We start from the raw sequence: 14,868 nt of genomic DNA on the forward strand, positions 1-14,868 counted from the left end.
CAGAGGAAGAAGAAACATGGCCGACAAGGCGCTCGGAAACGTTGCCCACCAACAGCCGCAGTCACCGTCCACCTCGGGGAACCGCAGAGCGGGAACAGTCCTCATGGCCAGCGCGGGCATCTACTTCGCCGCCGAGTTCATCGCCGCCGCGGCGTGGAAGGACCCGGCGTACAGCTACACCCACCACTTCATCAGCAACCTGGGGGTCCACGGCCCGACGACCGCGTTCGGCCAGTTCATGTACTCACCGCTCGCCTGGGTCATGAACACCGGCTTCGTCCTCTTCGGACTCACCGCGCTGACCGGCGTTGTGCTGCTGCGAGGCCTGCCCGCGAGGCGCCGCCGGCTGTACGTCCTCCTGGCGGCCGTGCTGGCGGCGGGCGGCGTCACCCTGGGGTTCTTCCCCGGCTCCGGTGAGCCGGCCGACGGCGGGACCGACTTCCACGCCCTGGGCGCCTTGGCGGCGTTCCTCAGCGGCAACGTGCTCTCGATCCTCCTCGGAGGCGCGCACCGGACCCTGGGCTTCTCCCGCCGGCTGGGGACCGGCCTGAAGATCGCCGGCGTCTACGGCCTGCTGTCGATCCCGGTCTACCTGACCGTGGCCTCCTCGGAAGCCGGGACTCTCATCGGGCTGGTCGAACGCGGCATCGTCGACCCGTTCCTGATCGGCTTCCTCGTCCTGGGGAACGCACTGCGCAGGACCTGAGCGGGGGAGTGGAAGTCGCCACGAGACCTCGGTTCGGCGGCGAGGCGGCCTGCCGTTCCCCTACTGTCACGGGCATGTTCTCCGAGGTCCTCGATGACTGATCCCGTGCCGGACCTCAGGGCCGGCCTCACCGCGGCCCCGCAACCGCGGACGGCCGTGCTCGTCGTGGACGACGGAACGGAGATCGCGTACCACCGCTGGGAACCCGACCCCGGGGTCCGGGCGCATTCCGTTCCGGTCGTCCTGCAGCACGGGTTCACGGCGAACACGATGGTGGACTGGGCAGACAGGGGCACCGTGGCGGCACTGACCGCGCTGGGCCGCACGGTGGTCGGAGTCGACGCCCGCGGCCACGGCCGGTCGCAGAAGTCCCCGGATCCCCGCCGCTACGGTGAAAAGCGCATGGCACGGGACCTGCGTGCGGTGATCGATCTTCTCGGCGCACCCGAGGTGGATCTTGTCGGCTACTCGATGGGAGCCATCATCTCGTTGCTCGTCGCGGCGGAGGAACCGAAGGTGCGCAAGCTGGTCGTCGGCGGCGTCGGCGCCGGTGTCGTCGAGCTCGGCGGGGTGGACACGCGGGTGTTGCCCAACGACGTGCTCGCGGAAGCGCTGCTCGCCGACGACCCTGAATCCCTCCCACCGGAGGTTGCCGGCATGCGCGCGTTCGCGGAGACAGTGGGCGCGGATCTCCCGTCCCTGGCCGCGCAGGCACGGGCGGTGCACACGGGAGGAGTCGAGCTCGCCCGCATCACCGCGCGGACGCTCGTCATCGCAGGCGACCAGGACCCACTCGCAGATCGGCCCGAAGTGCTCGCCGACGCGATGCCGGACGCCCGCCTCCTGCTCGTCGCCGGCGATCACTCGATCGTCGGCAGCAGCCCCGACTTCCGCACGGCGGTGGCGGACTTCCTCCGGGACTGATCGGACCAGCAGGTGACCGCGGCACGATTCGCGTGGGCCGCCGACGGACAAAAGGCCGCGAGGAGGACCTCCGCACGCCTCAAGGTCCCGTGGGGATGGCCACTCGCACGACGGTGGGGCCACCCACCGGGCTGTCGATCTTGGTCGTGCCGTCGAACGCGGCGATCCGGTGGTGGATTCCCCGCAGGCCGGTGCCCTGCCCGTCATCGGCACCGCCCTGGCCGTTGTCGGTGACCTCCGCGACGAGTGCGCCGTCCTCGGCGCGCAGGCTCACGGTGATCCGGTCGGCCCCGCTGTGCTTGACGGCATTGGTCAACGCCTCGGCCACGACGAAGTAGACCGCCGCCTCCACCGCCGCGGGTACCCGTGGCAGCGGATGTTCGTCGAGTGCGCACGAGATCGCGCACTGCGCCGCCAACGAGGCCACCGCCTTCGAAAGACCCCGCTCGGCCAGCACCGCCGGATAGATGCTGCGCACCACCTGGCGCAGTTCGGCGAGCGCGTCGGTGGCCGCGTTCTGGGCGCTGAGCACCGAGGGCAATGCCGCGGCGGGATCGCGGATGAGGGCTCGTTCCACCAGTCCCAGCTGCATCACCACCGCGACAAGGCGGTTCTGGGTGCCGTCGTGCAGGCTGCGTTCGATGCGCTGCAGCTCGATGCCGTGCGCCTCCAACGCGGCCGCCCGTGTCGCGGTGACCTCGGCGAGTCGTTCGGCGAGCGACTGCACCGACGGCGCCAGCCGGGCAGCGCTGACCTTCGCGTACCACCGGGCCACGTACGGAACCACAAGGACACCCAGCAGCCCGTATGCGGCGGCCGTGGCCAGCGTGAGGACCGCGTCGCTCCACGACTGCACCGGCATGCCCAACGTGGAGGTGACCTCGGGGATGAACGGCCAGAACGCCGCGATGAACACGTTCTGCGCGACGCCGGTCACCGACCCCACCGGCAGCAACCCCACCAGGATTCCCGCGGTGGCCTGCAGCGTGAGCCACCGGACTTCCCGGCGAACGGTCGTGGCGCTGTCCTCTGTGGACGGCAGAAGCATCGGGGTCGCCAGGTATCGGCCGACGCGGTCGCGTTCGTCCGCGGCGAGCCGGCCGACGGACTCCACGACGCGGGGCGGGTGCGGCAACACCATCCGGATCAGCAGGCCCAGTGCCCGCAGCCCCACGACCACACCGAACGCGAGGAAACGCCACGCGTTCAGGCTTGGCTGGTTCGTCACGGCGACTCCTTCTCGATCAACCGGGGGCCAATGGTGACACGCCCCCACCACCGCGATCGGGCCTGCGCCCTGGTCAAGCACTCCGGCCTCACGCCGTACGCGCGGCATGAGCGACGCCGACGGCCTTGCGGCCATCGGTTTTACAGCCCTGATGGGTGTGCGGAAAGCCAGCCGCTGTGCCGTGAGCGCAGTCGGTCGGTTCGCTGCTCGTGGCGAGGACGACGTCGGCGCCGCCGTCGTAGGGGTGGTAGATCCGTTGCAGATCGGCGTCGGTGATCAGCACTCCATGGGTGACGTTGCCGGCGACAGCACGCAGCAGCGCGTTGATGCTGCCGCGTTCCCAAGGGATCTGGCTGACGTACACGTGCGTGTAGATCGGATCGTCCGGGTCCGGATCTGTGAGGATCGAGGTCCAGTGATGTGCGTCTGGGTGCCACCGCGTCCGTTTGCGCGGGCGTTCAGGCGGTACCGGGGTGTCGGACCAGTCCGAGGTGGCGACATGGACGTCAAGGCCTGTGAACAGTTCGTCCAGCACGGTGTTGTAGCGGTCCAGCACGATCGTCCACTCGTCCTCGGTGTCCGGGTAGCGCTTGGACTCCGGCAGGCTGTGGAAACGTACCCACCGATCCCGCTCGCAGCGCAGCTCGTAGCCGATGGGCGGGCAGTCCGGCCAGCGTTGCTCCCATCGACGCAGCAGTTCCTCGTCAGGCACTGAAACACGCTATCCCGCACACCGTCGCCTGCTCATCAGATTTACGCACCAGGCCGGGCATCGCGTTGCGACTGCTAGCCCGTGTCAGTGGTCATTTCCTTGTTGTCGGAACTGCGGGCCCGCTTCAGACCTCTGCCGAACCTGGCGCGGGCGTGATGAGTGAGCGAGACTGCGCCGATGGTTTCCGAATACGCCCAGACCGACCAGTTCCGCGGCGCTCGTATCCACCTCAGCAACCTCGATGGTCTCGAGATCCGCGATTGCGAGGTGAGTGGTCTGAAGATCGTCGACTGCTACGGCAGCGACGTCTACCTCGGTGGCTACTTCGAGCGCCTCGTCGTCAACGATGTCGACGTGACCGCCTACGTCGAGGCCGAGCTCGACCGCCTGCATCCCGCGCGGGTGCTGGCGCGCGATGCGGCTTCCCCCGAGGACTACCGGGCTGCTTGGGACGCCATCGAGACTCTGTGGGGCGCGACGCTCGACCGGGCGAGGCAATTGCCCGAGGCCACACTGCACGAGCAGGTCGGCGGTGAGTGGTCGTTCGTCGAGACGCAACGGCATCTGCTGTTCGCCTGCGATGCCTGGCTCGGCAACGCCGTGCTCGAAGAGGAAGCGCCCTACCACCCGTTGGGTTTGCCCGCCGGAGGGACGCCGCCGGAGGAGGCGGCGAAGCTCGGCCTCACCCTCGAAGCCACGCCAACGCTGGAGGAGGTGCTGGAGCTGCGGCTCGCCCGCATGGTCGCGATGCGGCGTGTGGTCGACGGGCTCACTCCGGCCGAGCTCGACCGGGTGTGCGGGCGCAAGCCGGCCGACATGTATCCCGAGCAGGAGTATGTCGTGCGCCGCTGTCTCAAGGTGGTGCTGAAGGAAGAAGCCGAGCACCACCGGTACGCGGTGCGCGACCTTGCGGTGCTCGAGGCAGGTGTGTCTGGACGGCAGTAGGTCCCGCGTGGACTCCGACCAAGTGGCGACTCGGTGTAGCCGCGAATGACCGCGCGCTCGTCGGCATGAGCGTGTGTGCAACACGATCAGCGCCGGTGGCGGATGTCACGGGGCGCGCGGACATCGACACTGCATGCCGCATCTGGATCTACGTGCGTGGGTGAAGTTCACGGCGACGGAATGAGGCGGGTGGTGTGCAGGGCGGCGGCCAGGACGTCCGGGTCACCGGTGTGGTCGAAGGCGTCAAGGGCGGTGTCGGCGAATTTGATGACGTGCTCGTCGCCGTGCCGGGCGGCACGGTCGAGCACCTCGGTGGCCGGGTCGTTCCCGAGCGTCGGTGCCGACGGGGTTTCCGGTTGTGCCGGAGCATAGGTCGCGGTGACAGCCGCGCTGGCGTGCCAGGCCGCGGTGAAGCTGGGCACCCACATCGGCGTGGGGAGCACGGGCAGGACGTGGCGGACGGCGTTGGGGGCGGTCGCGGTGTGGACGAGGAGCACCGGGCTCGCCTGGCCGTGAGTGAGATAGCCGAGCGTGGCGGCGTGGACAAGGTCGGCCAGCCGGGCCGGCACGTCGGCCGGACTGTCCGCCGGCTGCAGGGCGGCCAGCGCGGCCGGCCACCCGGGAAGCTCGGCGAGCCGGTTCAGGCGATGCGTGATGAATCCGCTCTGCTCGGTCAGCCGGGGCACCGCGGCCAGTGCGGAACGAGCCGGCCGGACACCGGTGGGCGCGGCGAGACCGGGGAGCGTGCGCCACCGCGCTGCCCAGAAGGCCAGGCCGTGGCCCAGTTCGGTGGCCGCGATGCGATCCTGGTCCGCAGCGCGCAGGGCACGCACCGCGTGTCCGACCCGGATGACCCCGTGAGTCGAGCCGGCGATGAGGCCGGGCAGCAGCCGCGGCCACCAGGTGGTGAGTACCTGCTTCCACCGTTGTTCCGCGATCTGCCCGGTGAAGTAGACAGTCCAGTCACCGATCCGCCGCGGGTCGCCGAGAGCGGCGCGCCAGTTGTGCGTCGTGATCGGCTCGGTGGTGCCGGGCAGGTCGGTCAGCCGGTCCAGGTAACGGTCCAGCCACCTGTGCACGTCCAGATCAAGGCCCCGGCGCACCATCACCTCGACCGCCATCGGACCGTGGTTGCTCAGCCCGTGGTTGCCTTCCTCGTCCCCGCCGAACTCCGGTCCCTTGCCGTGCAACCGCTGGTACGCCTCATCAAGAACCGCGTTGGATGTCATCACTGCCTCGCCTTGCCGGAGCGCCGGTCGTCGTGTCACGACCATGCACGGCCGGCGACCGGACGGCCCAGGATTAGGTTGTGGCCTAATCTCGCAAGGATGATCACGCTGCGGTTCAGCGTCGAAGACCTCGGTGAGATCCGGTTCGCCACGTCCCCGCTGTGGGAAGCCGTGACCAGCCTCCGGACGCTCACCGCCGGTTCCACCACCGGACTCCACGCGCCCTGGCTCACGCAGGTTCGAAGGCGCATCGGCGACCACAACGACGGCTTGGACCTGCTCACCACCGTGGTCCGTCCTACCGGTTACCTCCCGGACTTCCTGCACCCGATCCCTCCGCAGCGGTCACCGGGCTTCGACACAGGGCTGGCGGCGCTGGCCGCCACCGATCCCCGCCTGGTCGCCACCGAGCTGGCACACCTCGCCCAGCACCCGATCGCCATGCGCGGACCGGGATATCGCCACCGCCGCGCGATGCTGAACGACCTGATCGCCGACCCCCGATCCGCACTCGCCCGGATCGTGGCCGCCCTCGAGGGCTACTGGCAGTTGGGCGTCGCACCCCACTGGCCGCGCATGCAGGCGCTGCTGCACGCCGATCTCGCCCACCGCCTGCAGGAACTCGCCGCCGGCGGCGTCCGCCAGCTGTTCCGCACCCTGCACCCGGCCGTCAGCTTCCACCGCAACACCCTCAGCATCGTCAAGTACTACAACGCGACGGCCGACCTACGACAACGCGGCCTGCTGCTGATCCCGTGCGTCTTCGCCTGGCCCGACGTCATCGTCCGCACCGCCGACCCACAACCGGCACTCACCTACTCCCCACGCGGACTCGGTCGGCTGTGGGAGTCCCAGCCCGGCACACCGCGCTCCTCCGCACTGACCAACGTGCTTGGCGGCAGCCGCGCCGCGATCCTCACCCAGCTCGACCTGCCGATGTCCACCACCCACCTCGCCGGTCAGCTCGGTCTGGCCGCCCCCACGGTCAATGCACATCTCAAAGCGCTCAGCCGAGCCGGCATCGTGACCTCCCATCGCGACGGGCACAACGTGCTCTACCAACGCACTTCGCTCGGTGACCAACTCCTCGCCGCAGCCGCACATCAGTGACACCAGGCCCAGCACGAAACGCTCGCTCATCGGCATGAGCGTGCATTCGGAGCTGCCGGAGGCGATCGTCTCGTCTGCTCCCCGAACTACTAAGTGCTCGCTTGTGTGGTATCCGCAGTACCCGTCCGTTCAGTGCCGTTGACCTGCGCTTCAGTGCAATTGAACGCCGTTCAGGCCGGTCCGAGGACTCCTTCTGTGTGAACTATGGCACCGACACCGTGCTGACCTGCGAAGACAGGACTTCTGCAGCTCGGCGCGGTTCCGTTCAGGTCCATTGAGGACAGTTGCGGCACGTTGAACGCATGGAGTTGCTCCCAACCTGCTCCCACTCCGTGCTCCCAAGGGGCGCCAGCGGTGTCGTGACTGTGGTCGGTCCGCGCGCTCAGCGGCTACTTGTTGACTGGCGGCACGATCGATGCCCGGCCAGGCTCGGTCGAGGTGTTCGACGGGACGCTCTCTCATCGGCTGCCCACCAGTGGTCCTGGGTGTGGCTCACTCATGGTGTGCGTCCCGTCGGAGACCGCGGCGGGGTTGTGGCTCAAGAGGGGTTTGCTCAGCTCGAAGTAGCGTTGCTCTCCTCGCCTCCCGTTCCCGGCTGGCGAGGAGACGACATGAGCCCAGTGATCATCGGTGTCGATCCGCACAAGCGGTCCGCCACGATCGAGATCGTCGACGGTCGGGAACGCACCCTCGGCCGAGGACGTTTCGGTACCGACAACGACGGCTACCGGCGGATGCTCGAGGAGGGCCGCCGCCGACCCGGCCGGGTGTGGGCGGTCGAGGGTTGCAACGGCGTGGGAAAGCACCTCGCGCAGCGCTTGGTCGCCAACGGTGAACCGGTTCTCGACGTCCCGGCCAAGCTCGCGGCCAGGGCGAGGGTGTTCGACACCGGTCACGGTCGCAAGACCGACGCCACCGACGCACGCTCGGTGGCCCTGGTCGCGCTGCGCACCACCGGACTGCACCGCGTGAGTCCCGACGACCACACCGTGGCTCTGCGGCTGCTGGTCGACCGCCGCGACGAACTCGGCCGGGCCCGCACCGACACCGTCAACCGGCTGCATAAGCTGCTCGCCGAGCTGATTGCCGGCGGTGCCAGGAAATTCCTGTCCGCCACGCAGGCACGTGCCCTGCTCGCCACGGTGCGCCCACGTGATGTCGTGGGCCGGACCCGCCGGCGCCTCGCCGCAGAGTTGATCACGGACCTGGCGGCGATCGATCGCAAGATGACCGCGGCCGACGCACAGCTGACCGAGCTCCTGGACGCGACCGGGACCGGTCTGCGCGCTCTGTACGGGATCGGCCCGTCCAGCGCTGCCAGGATCCTGGGTGATGTCGGCGACGTGAGTCGCTTCCCGGACCGCGGACGGTTCGCCAGCTGGAACGGCACCGCGCCCATCGACGCCTCCAGCGGTGAGCACCGACGCCATCGACTGTCCCGTGCGGGCAACCGGCGCATCAACCGGGTTTTGCACATCATGGCGATAGTCCGGCTCCGCAACGATACTCCGGGCCGGGCCTACTACCGCCGCAAGCTCGCCGACGGCAAGTCGCCACGCGAAGCCATCCGCTGCCTCAAACGACGCCTCTCCGACACTGTCTACAAGCGACTCGTCACCGACGCCAAGATCCGCACAGCCTCGACAGTTGAGCCGTCAAGCTTCTGCCTCTTGACATAGAGGGGAGCCATGAGCGCGCATTCTGGGGCTGATGACGGGCAAGCGATGCCTGTGCCGAGCGCGGCTGGTGAGGCCTATGGGAGGCAGCGCAACCACACCACACGTGGCCCACCGTTCCCTTCCTCGCCGGGCTCCACATCCACGATGCCCAACCGCACGCGGGTCTTCGTGGCGGTGTCGGTACCGATGCAAGTGGGCCCATCCGCGCCGTCGTGCCACAGGCCGTCCCGGCCGGCCCAGGACGCGCCGGTGACGATGTAGCCGCTACCCACACGGGTGTCGTTGCTGTCGTGCAACGAGACCGCTGTTCCGTGCGCGTTCGGCATCGCCCAGCCCTCGACGACATCGGGAGTCGCCGAGTGCCGCGTGGTGAACCCCCAGACTCCGAACGCGATCGCGACGACAACACCCACTGCTATTGGCGCGACGAACCGTCCCATGTCCATAGCTGTTCATACCAGCACACGTGGCCAGCCGGGCTTAGCGATCACTCTGCGGCATGAGCGGATGTTCGATTTTGCCGGAGCTGGATCTCGATCGCGGGTGATCACCTACCGGAACGTGATCACCTTCGACTCACCATGACGAGCCGTTCGCCCGATCCGCCGCTCGATCCACCACTGTGCGTCAAGCCTGAGATAGGCGGCGATGTCGTCCACCCCTCGCTCTGGTCGCTTAGGCAAACAGACAGCGATAGGTGATGAGTGTTCACTCGCACACGACGGCGCTCAAGGGAGACGAAATCGACCCGCCAGCCGGCGTGGCGCCACGCCATCTTGCTGCGACATCAGGCTGTTGGCCGCCACGCGGCTAGGTTGAGCCGTGCGGATGCGTCGCCGCTGCAGGTGAACGCTAAGAACTCTCTCCCTGGGGGAGAGTTCGCGGCTTGACCCTCCCGCGCCGCGAGGTCACACGGTGGGCTCATGACACAGAACACCGAACTCCGGTCCGAGCCGCTCCCCGCCACCGTGCGCGAGTTCTTCGCCGCCCACGTCGTCCGCGACGCCGACGTTTCCTCGTCGTTGCTCACCGAGGACGCGGTGATCGTCGACCAGGACGAGACCTTCCGCGGCCGGGAGCAGACCTACGTGTTCCTGCGGGACGCCGGGACCGAGTTCGAGTACACGACCGAGCAGATCGGCGCTCGCCGCGCCGACGACTCCCACTGGGTCGTCACCGTGCGGCTCGAAGGCACCTTCCCCGGCGGAGTCGCCGAGCTCGACTACCGGTTCACGCTGCGGGACGACCGCATCGCCGAAATCGTCATCGCCAACCACGTGGCCTGACCGAACCCACGTCATCTCAATCTTCGACGGAGAAAAAATCATGAAGACTTGGTTCATCACTGGTGGGACGCCCGGGGGGTTCGGGCTGGTCTACGCCGAGGCTGCACTGGCTCAGGGCGATCGAGTCGCGGTGACCGCGCGTCGGCCCGCTGAGCTGCGGGAATGGGCTGAGGAGTACGGCGACCGCGTGCTGGTTCTCGAGCTCGACGTCACCGATGCCGAGCAGGTGCGTGCGGCGGTCAAGACGGCGGAGGAGCGGTTCGGCGGGATCGACGTGCTGGTCAACAACGCGGGCCGTGGCTGGTTCGGCTCGATCGAAGGGGCCCCTGACGAGACGATCCGCCGCACGTTCGACCTCAACCTGTTCGCCGTGGTCGAGGTGATCCGTGCGGTCCTGCCGGGTATGCGGGCACGTGGCGACGGCTGGATCGTGAACATGTCGTCGGTGGCGGGTCTGGTCACCGCACAGGGGTTCGGCTACTACTCGGCGGCGAAGTTCGCGGTCGAAGGACTGTCGGAAACGCTGCGGCTCGAGGTCGAGCCGTTCGGAGTGCGGGTGCTCGTCGTGGAGCCGGGAGCAACCCGCACCAAGGCTTTCGCCGGTTTCCAGGACCAGCCCGTCGACGAGGTGGTCGACGCTTACGTGCCGATGGTCGAGAGCGTCAAGGCGGCGTTCGTGCACCACAACGGCAAGCAGGAGGGCGACCCCGTGCGTGGTGTGCAGGCGGTGATCAGCGCGATGAACGCACCTGTTCCGCCGCATCGGCTCGTGCTCGGCAACGCCGGCTACGACGCCGTCACCGCGATGCACGAGAACGCCCTCGTGGAGCTGCGTGCCAACGAGAAGCTCTCACGCAGCACGGACTTCTAGCCAAGCAAGTCCTCACTGATCAGATCGCAGACGAGCACCAGTTGAGGGACATGATGACCGGTGACGCGGTCGTGCCAGACGGCGACGGCCGTCACCGGCCATCAAGGGGGTTTCGGTGGCGTCGTCGATCCGCGCTTCCGGATCACCCTGCACGACAACAAATGCCTGGGCAACGCCCGTCTGAGTTCGGTACCTCGCCCAGTGTATTCACGCCATCGCGAGTGGGCACTTCTCGTTGGAGACACCCGCGTACAAGTCGATCTGTCCGTTCGACTTCTACGTCATGGACTGCCACCGCCAAGTCGGCGAGGACCGCCTCGCGGGTGGTCTTGCAGAAGAGGGGATCAAGTCGAGCAACGACTTCGGCGGATTTGAGCGTGCTCCTATGCGCATCGCTGAAGCATGAGTGACCCTCGGGGTCGCAGCTGCCTGTGAAGGTGATCCAGACAGTGCAGTCGCATTTGGACGCCGTGCACCCGGTGGAGACCCTATGGGTCTGCTGCACGAGTAGGTGACAGCGTGACCTACTCGTGCAGCAGACCCAATTTCATCGAGACCGTCATGCTGACCGGCGCATGCCAGTACATCCTTGCCGCTGTCCATCACGTCGGTCGGCGCGTGCGCATTCTCGGCACAACCGCGCACCCGACACATGCTTGGGTGACACAGGCAGTCCGAAATCTCCTGATGGACCTCGAGGACGCCGGCAGCCTCGTACGAGTCAGGTTCCTCATCCGTGATCGCGACGGGAAGTACCCCGCACTGATCGACGAGATCCTCGGCGGCGCCGGGATCGCGACGATCCTGACCGGCGTCCGGGTGCCCCGCACGAACGCGATCATGGAACGCTGGGTCAAGACACTGCGCGGCGAGCTCCTGGACCGCACACTGATCTGGAACGAGGTTCATCTCCGGTACGCGCTGCAAGCGTACGAGCAGCACTAGAACCTGCACCGCGCCCACTGGTCCCTCGCCGCCGCAGCACCCTTGCGAGCCCGCCCGCAACCCCTTGGACCTGACCGGATCGAACGCTTCGCGGTACTGCGACGGGACCGTCTCGGTGGAGTCCTCCACGAGTATCGGCATGCCGCTTGACCTTGTGCGGACGTAGTTTTCGGCACGCACAACCGCGATGCGGCAGCATCTCGCCCAAGTGCTCTTCTTGCAGACCCTGCGTTTGACCTGCGAGACGGCATCGACAACTCGCGGCTGGCTGGCCGCACTCAGCGACCCGATGCTCGGACGTGCTCTGCGGGCGATCCACGCCGATCCTGCGCGCCGCTGGACCGTGCACGATCTGGCCCGAGAAGCCCGGATGTCACGCAGCCTGTTCGCCGACCGCTTCCACCGGCAGGTGGGACGCCCGCCCGCGGAGTACGTCTCCCGCTGGCGGATCGACGTGGCCGCCCACGAACTTACGCACCAGAAGCCGGCGCATCGCAGAGATCGCGGCCAGACTCGGTTTCGGGTCCTCTTCGGCGCTGAGCACGGCGTTCGCCAGGCACGTCGGCTGCTCTCCAGCGGATTACCGGAGCACACAAGCGGCAGTGTGCGCGCTCGGTACCGTGACCGGCGACGCGTCCATGCTGTCCACCCGTCGCTGATCAACGTGTCAGCGGGCAGACGCAGCTCAAGGGGCGGCTGCAGGAGACGGAGACAAGGGCCTACCGGGGACATCGACCTGGATCTGATCGACACCGTGATCTTGCGGGAGTGACGGAACGACGGTCGCCTCAACTTTTTGGTCGCCGCGGATCACAGCGCATTCAAAGTGAGACCGACGATCGCCGAACAGGCAGCGTCGTCCCCGCCGGATCTGGTCGACCGCCGGTTATCGGTGCGGGCAGGCGAACCCTGGAACTGGACTGTCGGTTGCTGGGCCATCGTGGGGTCAGGAGACAGGCCAGCCCGCACGAGTGCGGCTGGCTCGGGCGGAACCTCCTCAGCCGGTCTCCGCTACGTGCACCCTGACAATTGCTCCACGCCGTTGCCGCCCTGCCTTGTGACGCTGGTCGGGTGGCAACGGCGAGGGGCCGTCGTTCAGGGCTGCCTGCTGGTCCTGGAGTTCGTCTGGAGTCCGTGTTGGTTGGCCTATCGAATCCGGAAGGCGCGGATGATGGTTTGGGTGACGGTGTTGCCGGCGGAGTCTGCGGCGTTGGCGCGGACCGAGACGAATACGCTGGCTGGGTTGAGCACGGGCATCAGCCATGAGCCGTTGATCCTGAGAATCGGTGTGCGGCGCCGGGTCGCGCCGTCATCGGTGGACAGCTCGGCCCACCGCAAGGTGGTCTGTCCACCGGTGGCTCCTTGCTGGCGGTCCACCCGTAGGGAGACCATCTGCACGTGGCCCGCACGTGCGTAGTTCTCCAGGTCGACCTGGGGCTCAACGCCGACGGTGAGCAGCGGCAATGAGGCAGCGGTGTCGCTGCCGCCGGACGTGAACGTCCAATCCGAACTTACCTTGGTGGACAGAGGCCAGTGCGGGTTGGTGCGGTTGGCCTCGCTGGTGAGGCGGTAGTTCGCGGTGCCGGTCGGCACGGTGAACTTGCCGTAGCCGGGTTTGCCGCTGCGACCGATCTCCTTGCTGTCGCGGTACAGCACGGTGTCACCGAAGCTGTCCTTCTCCGGCATGGCGGGTCCGGGATGTCCGGCGGCGTCGGAGAACAACGGCAGCGACGTGGTGATCACATCGCCTTGGCGGTAGGCCAGGAAGGGCAGGCCCGGCTGCCGGGTGTCCTGCGACAGGCTCAGGTTCGGGCCGATCACGCTGCGGTTCCACTGCACCGAGAGTCGCTGACCGGGCTTGTAGTCCCGCCGGGCCGACAGCATCACGGACTCGTGTCCGTCGTCTGCGTCAGGGGAGGTCCGCATCATGGTCTGCCAGGTGGCGGGCGAGTAGTACTCGGTCTGCCGCAGTGGCAACGGGATGGTCAGCGAGTACAGGAAGTTGCCCATGTCGAGGTCGCCTGACCTCGTGGTGTAGTCGACGTAGCCACCTGCTGCCGGGGAATGCCGCCATGGTGCGGAAACGCGAGTTCGTAGCGGTAGGGGTTCACGGATCTCGCCCAGGCAATCGAAAACAGCGGCCCACCTACGAAGACGCCGCCACGCCCTTCGCAGGGACAAGGCGGGTGAGATCGCGCGGACGCATGCCGACGGAAACGTGCTCACCACCGACCAGCTGCCGGTCGTCGGCCAGGTTCGTGCCGCCCAATGAGCACACCCGCGTGAGCGGTCGGCGGCTTGGCCAGGCGAGTATCGCCACCCTGCCTCCAGCACCCGTCGTACTAGGCGCACTTGCATGACGGAGAGTACTCCGTCTAACGTCAGAGGTGTGACGGAGAATTCTCCGTCACACCCTATGATGTCTCATGCCACTGCCGAAGGAACACAGCTCATGAACACGAACTACTCGCGCGTCGCGGTCGTCACCGGGGGTTCGCGCGGCATCGGCGCACAGGTCGCGCAGCGCCTGGCGGCCGCCGGATATGCCGTCGCCGTCGCTTATCAGCACGGCAAGGACGCCGCGGACGCGGTCGTGGATGGAATCGGCGGGGATCAGGCACTGGCCGTACGAGCCGACGTCGCGGACGAGAACGACGTGACAGAGCTCTTCGCCGCCGCGGAGCGCACGTTCGGTGGAATCGACGTCGTCGTGCACGCGGCCGGCTCGCTGACTACCAAGCCGCTGGTCGAGTTGGAACTCGACGAGATCGACCAGATGCTGCGCACCAACCTGCGTGGCACCCTGGTCGTCAACCGGCAAGCCGCGAAGAGTGTGCGAGCGGGCGGGGCCATAGTCAACGTGTCCTCGGCCCTGACCCGGCTCTGCACACCCGGCTACACCGCATACGGTGCCACCAAATCTGGAGTCGAGGCCATCACCAAGATCCTCGCGAAGGAGCTCGCCGGCCGCGATATCACCGTCAACGCCGTCGCCCCCGGCGCCACCGAGACCGACATGCTGCGCACCGACATGGCCAGTACCGGCGACGCCGAGCAGACCCGGCGGAACATCATCGGCATCACGCCCCTGGGGCGCATCGGGACCCCTGACGACATCGCCACCGTGATCCTGTCCCTCGTCGGAGAAACACGCTGGATCCACGGGCAGACCCTGCACGTCAGCGGCGGCATCGCCATCTGAGTCACGCGCGCCGCGTCGCAGCCGGCGCGGC

At 67.7% G+C, this 14,868-nt stretch carries 15 protein-coding genes and 1 pseudogene; 11 read left to right on the forward strand and 5 right to left on the reverse strand.

Annotation, left to right across the window (positions count from 1 at the left end; all coding sequences use genetic code 11):
* The first annotated feature begins 103 nt into the window (after positions 1-103).
* Positions 104-706 carry a DUF998 domain-containing protein gene (locus ACFWV3_RS20465; protein ID WP_382412969.1) on the forward strand — a complete coding sequence of 201 codons (603 nt, stop codon included), beginning with the start codon at positions 104-106 and terminating at the stop codon, positions 704-706.
* A 93-nt stretch (positions 707-799) separates the two neighbouring features.
* The gene (locus tag ACFWV3_RS20470; RefSeq protein ID WP_382412970.1) at positions 800-1,630 is read left to right on the forward strand and encodes an alpha/beta fold hydrolase; all 831 of its coding nucleotides are present in this window, start codon (positions 800-802) and stop codon (positions 1,628-1,630) included.
* 79 nt (positions 1,631-1,709) lie between these two features.
* Here the strand turns inward: ACFWV3_RS20470 and ACFWV3_RS20475 are convergent, their stop codons facing one another.
* Positions 1,710-2,858 (reverse strand): histidine kinase, encoded by a 1,149-nt coding sequence (locus ACFWV3_RS20475; protein WP_382412971.1) that lies wholly within the window; start codon positions 2,856-2,858, stop codon positions 1,710-1,712.
* Positions 2,859-2,946: 88 nt separating this feature from the next.
* Positions 2,947-3,570 carry a hypothetical protein gene (locus tag ACFWV3_RS20480; protein WP_382412972.1) on the reverse strand — a complete coding sequence of 208 codons (624 nt, stop codon included), beginning with the start codon at positions 3,568-3,570 and terminating at the stop codon, positions 2,947-2,949.
* 177 nt (positions 3,571-3,747) lie between these two features.
* On the opposite strand from ACFWV3_RS20480, the gene ACFWV3_RS20485 reads away from it, so the two are divergent.
* Entirely contained in the window at positions 3,748-4,515 is a 768-nt protein-coding gene (locus tag ACFWV3_RS20485) for a DinB family protein (RefSeq protein WP_382412973.1), read from the forward strand.
* 167 nt (positions 4,516-4,682) lie between these two features.
* Here the strand turns inward: ACFWV3_RS20485 and ACFWV3_RS20490 are convergent, their stop codons facing one another.
* Positions 4,683-5,744: a questin oxidase family protein gene (locus ACFWV3_RS20490; protein ID WP_382412974.1), complete on the reverse strand. Its 1,062-nt coding sequence runs from the start codon at positions 5,742-5,744 to the stop codon at positions 4,683-4,685.
* 99 nt (positions 5,745-5,843) lie between these two features.
* Between ACFWV3_RS20490 and ACFWV3_RS20495 the strand changes: the two genes are divergently transcribed.
* Positions 5,844-6,854: a DUF5937 family protein gene (locus ACFWV3_RS20495; RefSeq protein WP_382412975.1), complete on the forward strand. Its 1,011-nt coding sequence runs from the start codon at positions 5,844-5,846 to the stop codon at positions 6,852-6,854.
* A gap of 611 nt (positions 6,855-7,465) precedes the next feature.
* Positions 7,466-8,533: an IS110 family transposase gene (locus ACFWV3_RS20500; protein WP_382412976.1), complete on the forward strand. Its 1,068-nt coding sequence runs from the start codon at positions 7,466-7,468 to the stop codon at positions 8,531-8,533.
* A 74-nt stretch (positions 8,534-8,607) separates the two neighbouring features.
* Here ACFWV3_RS20500 and ACFWV3_RS20505 read toward each other — a convergent pair whose 3' ends face one another.
* Positions 8,608-8,973: a hypothetical protein gene (locus ACFWV3_RS20505; protein ID WP_382412977.1), complete on the reverse strand. Its 366-nt coding sequence runs from the start codon at positions 8,971-8,973 to the stop codon at positions 8,608-8,610.
* Positions 8,974-9,456: 483 nt separating this feature from the next.
* Between ACFWV3_RS20505 and ACFWV3_RS20510 the strand changes: the two genes are divergently transcribed.
* From ACFWV3_RS20510 to ACFWV3_RS20530, 5 genes and pseudogenes are all read left to right on the forward strand, one after another.
* Positions 9,457-9,819, forward strand: a complete 363-nt coding sequence (locus ACFWV3_RS20510) for a nuclear transport factor 2 family protein (RefSeq protein ID WP_382412978.1) — start codon at positions 9,457-9,459, stop codon at positions 9,817-9,819.
* Positions 9,820-9,859: 40 nt separating this feature from the next.
* The gene (locus ACFWV3_RS20515) at positions 9,860-10,690 is read left to right on the forward strand and encodes an SDR family NAD(P)-dependent oxidoreductase (protein WP_382412979.1); all 831 of its coding nucleotides are present in this window, start codon (positions 9,860-9,862) and stop codon (positions 10,688-10,690) included.
* A 519-nt stretch (positions 10,691-11,209) separates the two neighbouring features.
* Positions 11,210-11,635 (forward strand): hypothetical protein, encoded by a 426-nt coding sequence (locus ACFWV3_RS20520; protein ID WP_382412980.1) that lies wholly within the window; start codon positions 11,210-11,212, stop codon positions 11,633-11,635.
* Between the two features lie 187 nt (positions 11,636-11,822).
* Positions 11,823-12,059, forward strand: a pseudogene (locus ACFWV3_RS20525) (AraC family transcriptional regulator); the annotation flags it as partial.
* Positions 11,986-12,294, forward strand: coding sequence for a helix-turn-helix domain-containing protein (locus tag ACFWV3_RS20530; protein WP_382413096.1), 309 nt, complete (start codon positions 11,986-11,988; stop codon positions 12,292-12,294). The pseudogene ACFWV3_RS20525 and the gene ACFWV3_RS20530, both read left to right, overlap by 74 nt.
* A 487-nt stretch (positions 12,295-12,781) precedes the next feature.
* Here ACFWV3_RS20530 and ACFWV3_RS20535 read toward each other — a convergent pair whose 3' ends face one another.
* The gene (locus ACFWV3_RS20535) at positions 12,782-13,861 is read right to left on the reverse strand and encodes a hypothetical protein (RefSeq protein ID WP_382412981.1); all 1,080 of its coding nucleotides are present in this window, start codon (positions 13,859-13,861) and stop codon (positions 12,782-12,784) included.
* A gap of 226 nt (positions 13,862-14,087) precedes the next feature.
* Here ACFWV3_RS20535 and ACFWV3_RS20540 point away from each other — a divergent pair, with 226 nt between their 5' ends.
* Positions 14,088-14,837, forward strand: a complete 750-nt coding sequence (locus ACFWV3_RS20540) for an SDR family oxidoreductase (protein ID WP_382412982.1) — start codon at positions 14,088-14,090, stop codon at positions 14,835-14,837.
* The last annotated feature ends 31 nt before the right edge of the window (positions 14,838-14,868 follow it).

It is taken from the genome of Lentzea sp. NPDC059081, from assembly GCF_042738015.1.
Classification (GTDB): Bacteria; Actinomycetota; Actinomycetes; order Mycobacteriales; family Pseudonocardiaceae; genus Lentzea.

Coding starts and splice junctions, on each gene's coding strand:
- ACFWV3_RS20465 (WP_382412969.1), top strand. CDS start 104: ATGGCCAGCGCGGGCATCTACTTCGCCGCCGAGTTCATCGCCGCCGCG.
- ACFWV3_RS20470 (WP_382412970.1), top strand. CDS start 800: ATGACTGATCCCGTGCCGGACCTCAGGGCCGGCCTCACCGCGGCCCCG.
- ACFWV3_RS20485 (WP_382412973.1), top strand. CDS start 3,748: ATGGTTTCCGAATACGCCCAGACCGACCAGTTCCGCGGCGCTCGTATC.
- ACFWV3_RS20490 (WP_382412974.1), bottom strand. CDS start 5,744: ATGACATCCAACGCGGTTCTTGATGAGGCGTACCAGCGGTTGCACGGC.
- ACFWV3_RS20495 (WP_382412975.1), top strand. CDS start 5,844: ATGATCACGCTGCGGTTCAGCGTCGAAGACCTCGGTGAGATCCGGTTC.
- ACFWV3_RS20500 (WP_382412976.1), top strand. CDS start 7,466: ATGAGCCCAGTGATCATCGGTGTCGATCCGCACAAGCGGTCCGCCACG.
- ACFWV3_RS20505 (WP_382412977.1), bottom strand. CDS start 8,973: ATGGGACGGTTCGTCGCGCCAATAGCAGTGGGTGTTGTCGTCGCGATC.
- ACFWV3_RS20510 (WP_382412978.1), top strand. CDS start 9,457: ATGACACAGAACACCGAACTCCGGTCCGAGCCGCTCCCCGCCACCGTG.
- ACFWV3_RS20515 (WP_382412979.1), top strand. CDS start 9,860: ATGAAGACTTGGTTCATCACTGGTGGGACGCCCGGGGGGTTCGGGCTG.
- ACFWV3_RS20540 (WP_382412982.1), top strand. CDS start 14,088: ATGAACACGAACTACTCGCGCGTCGCGGTCGTCACCGGGGGTTCGCGC.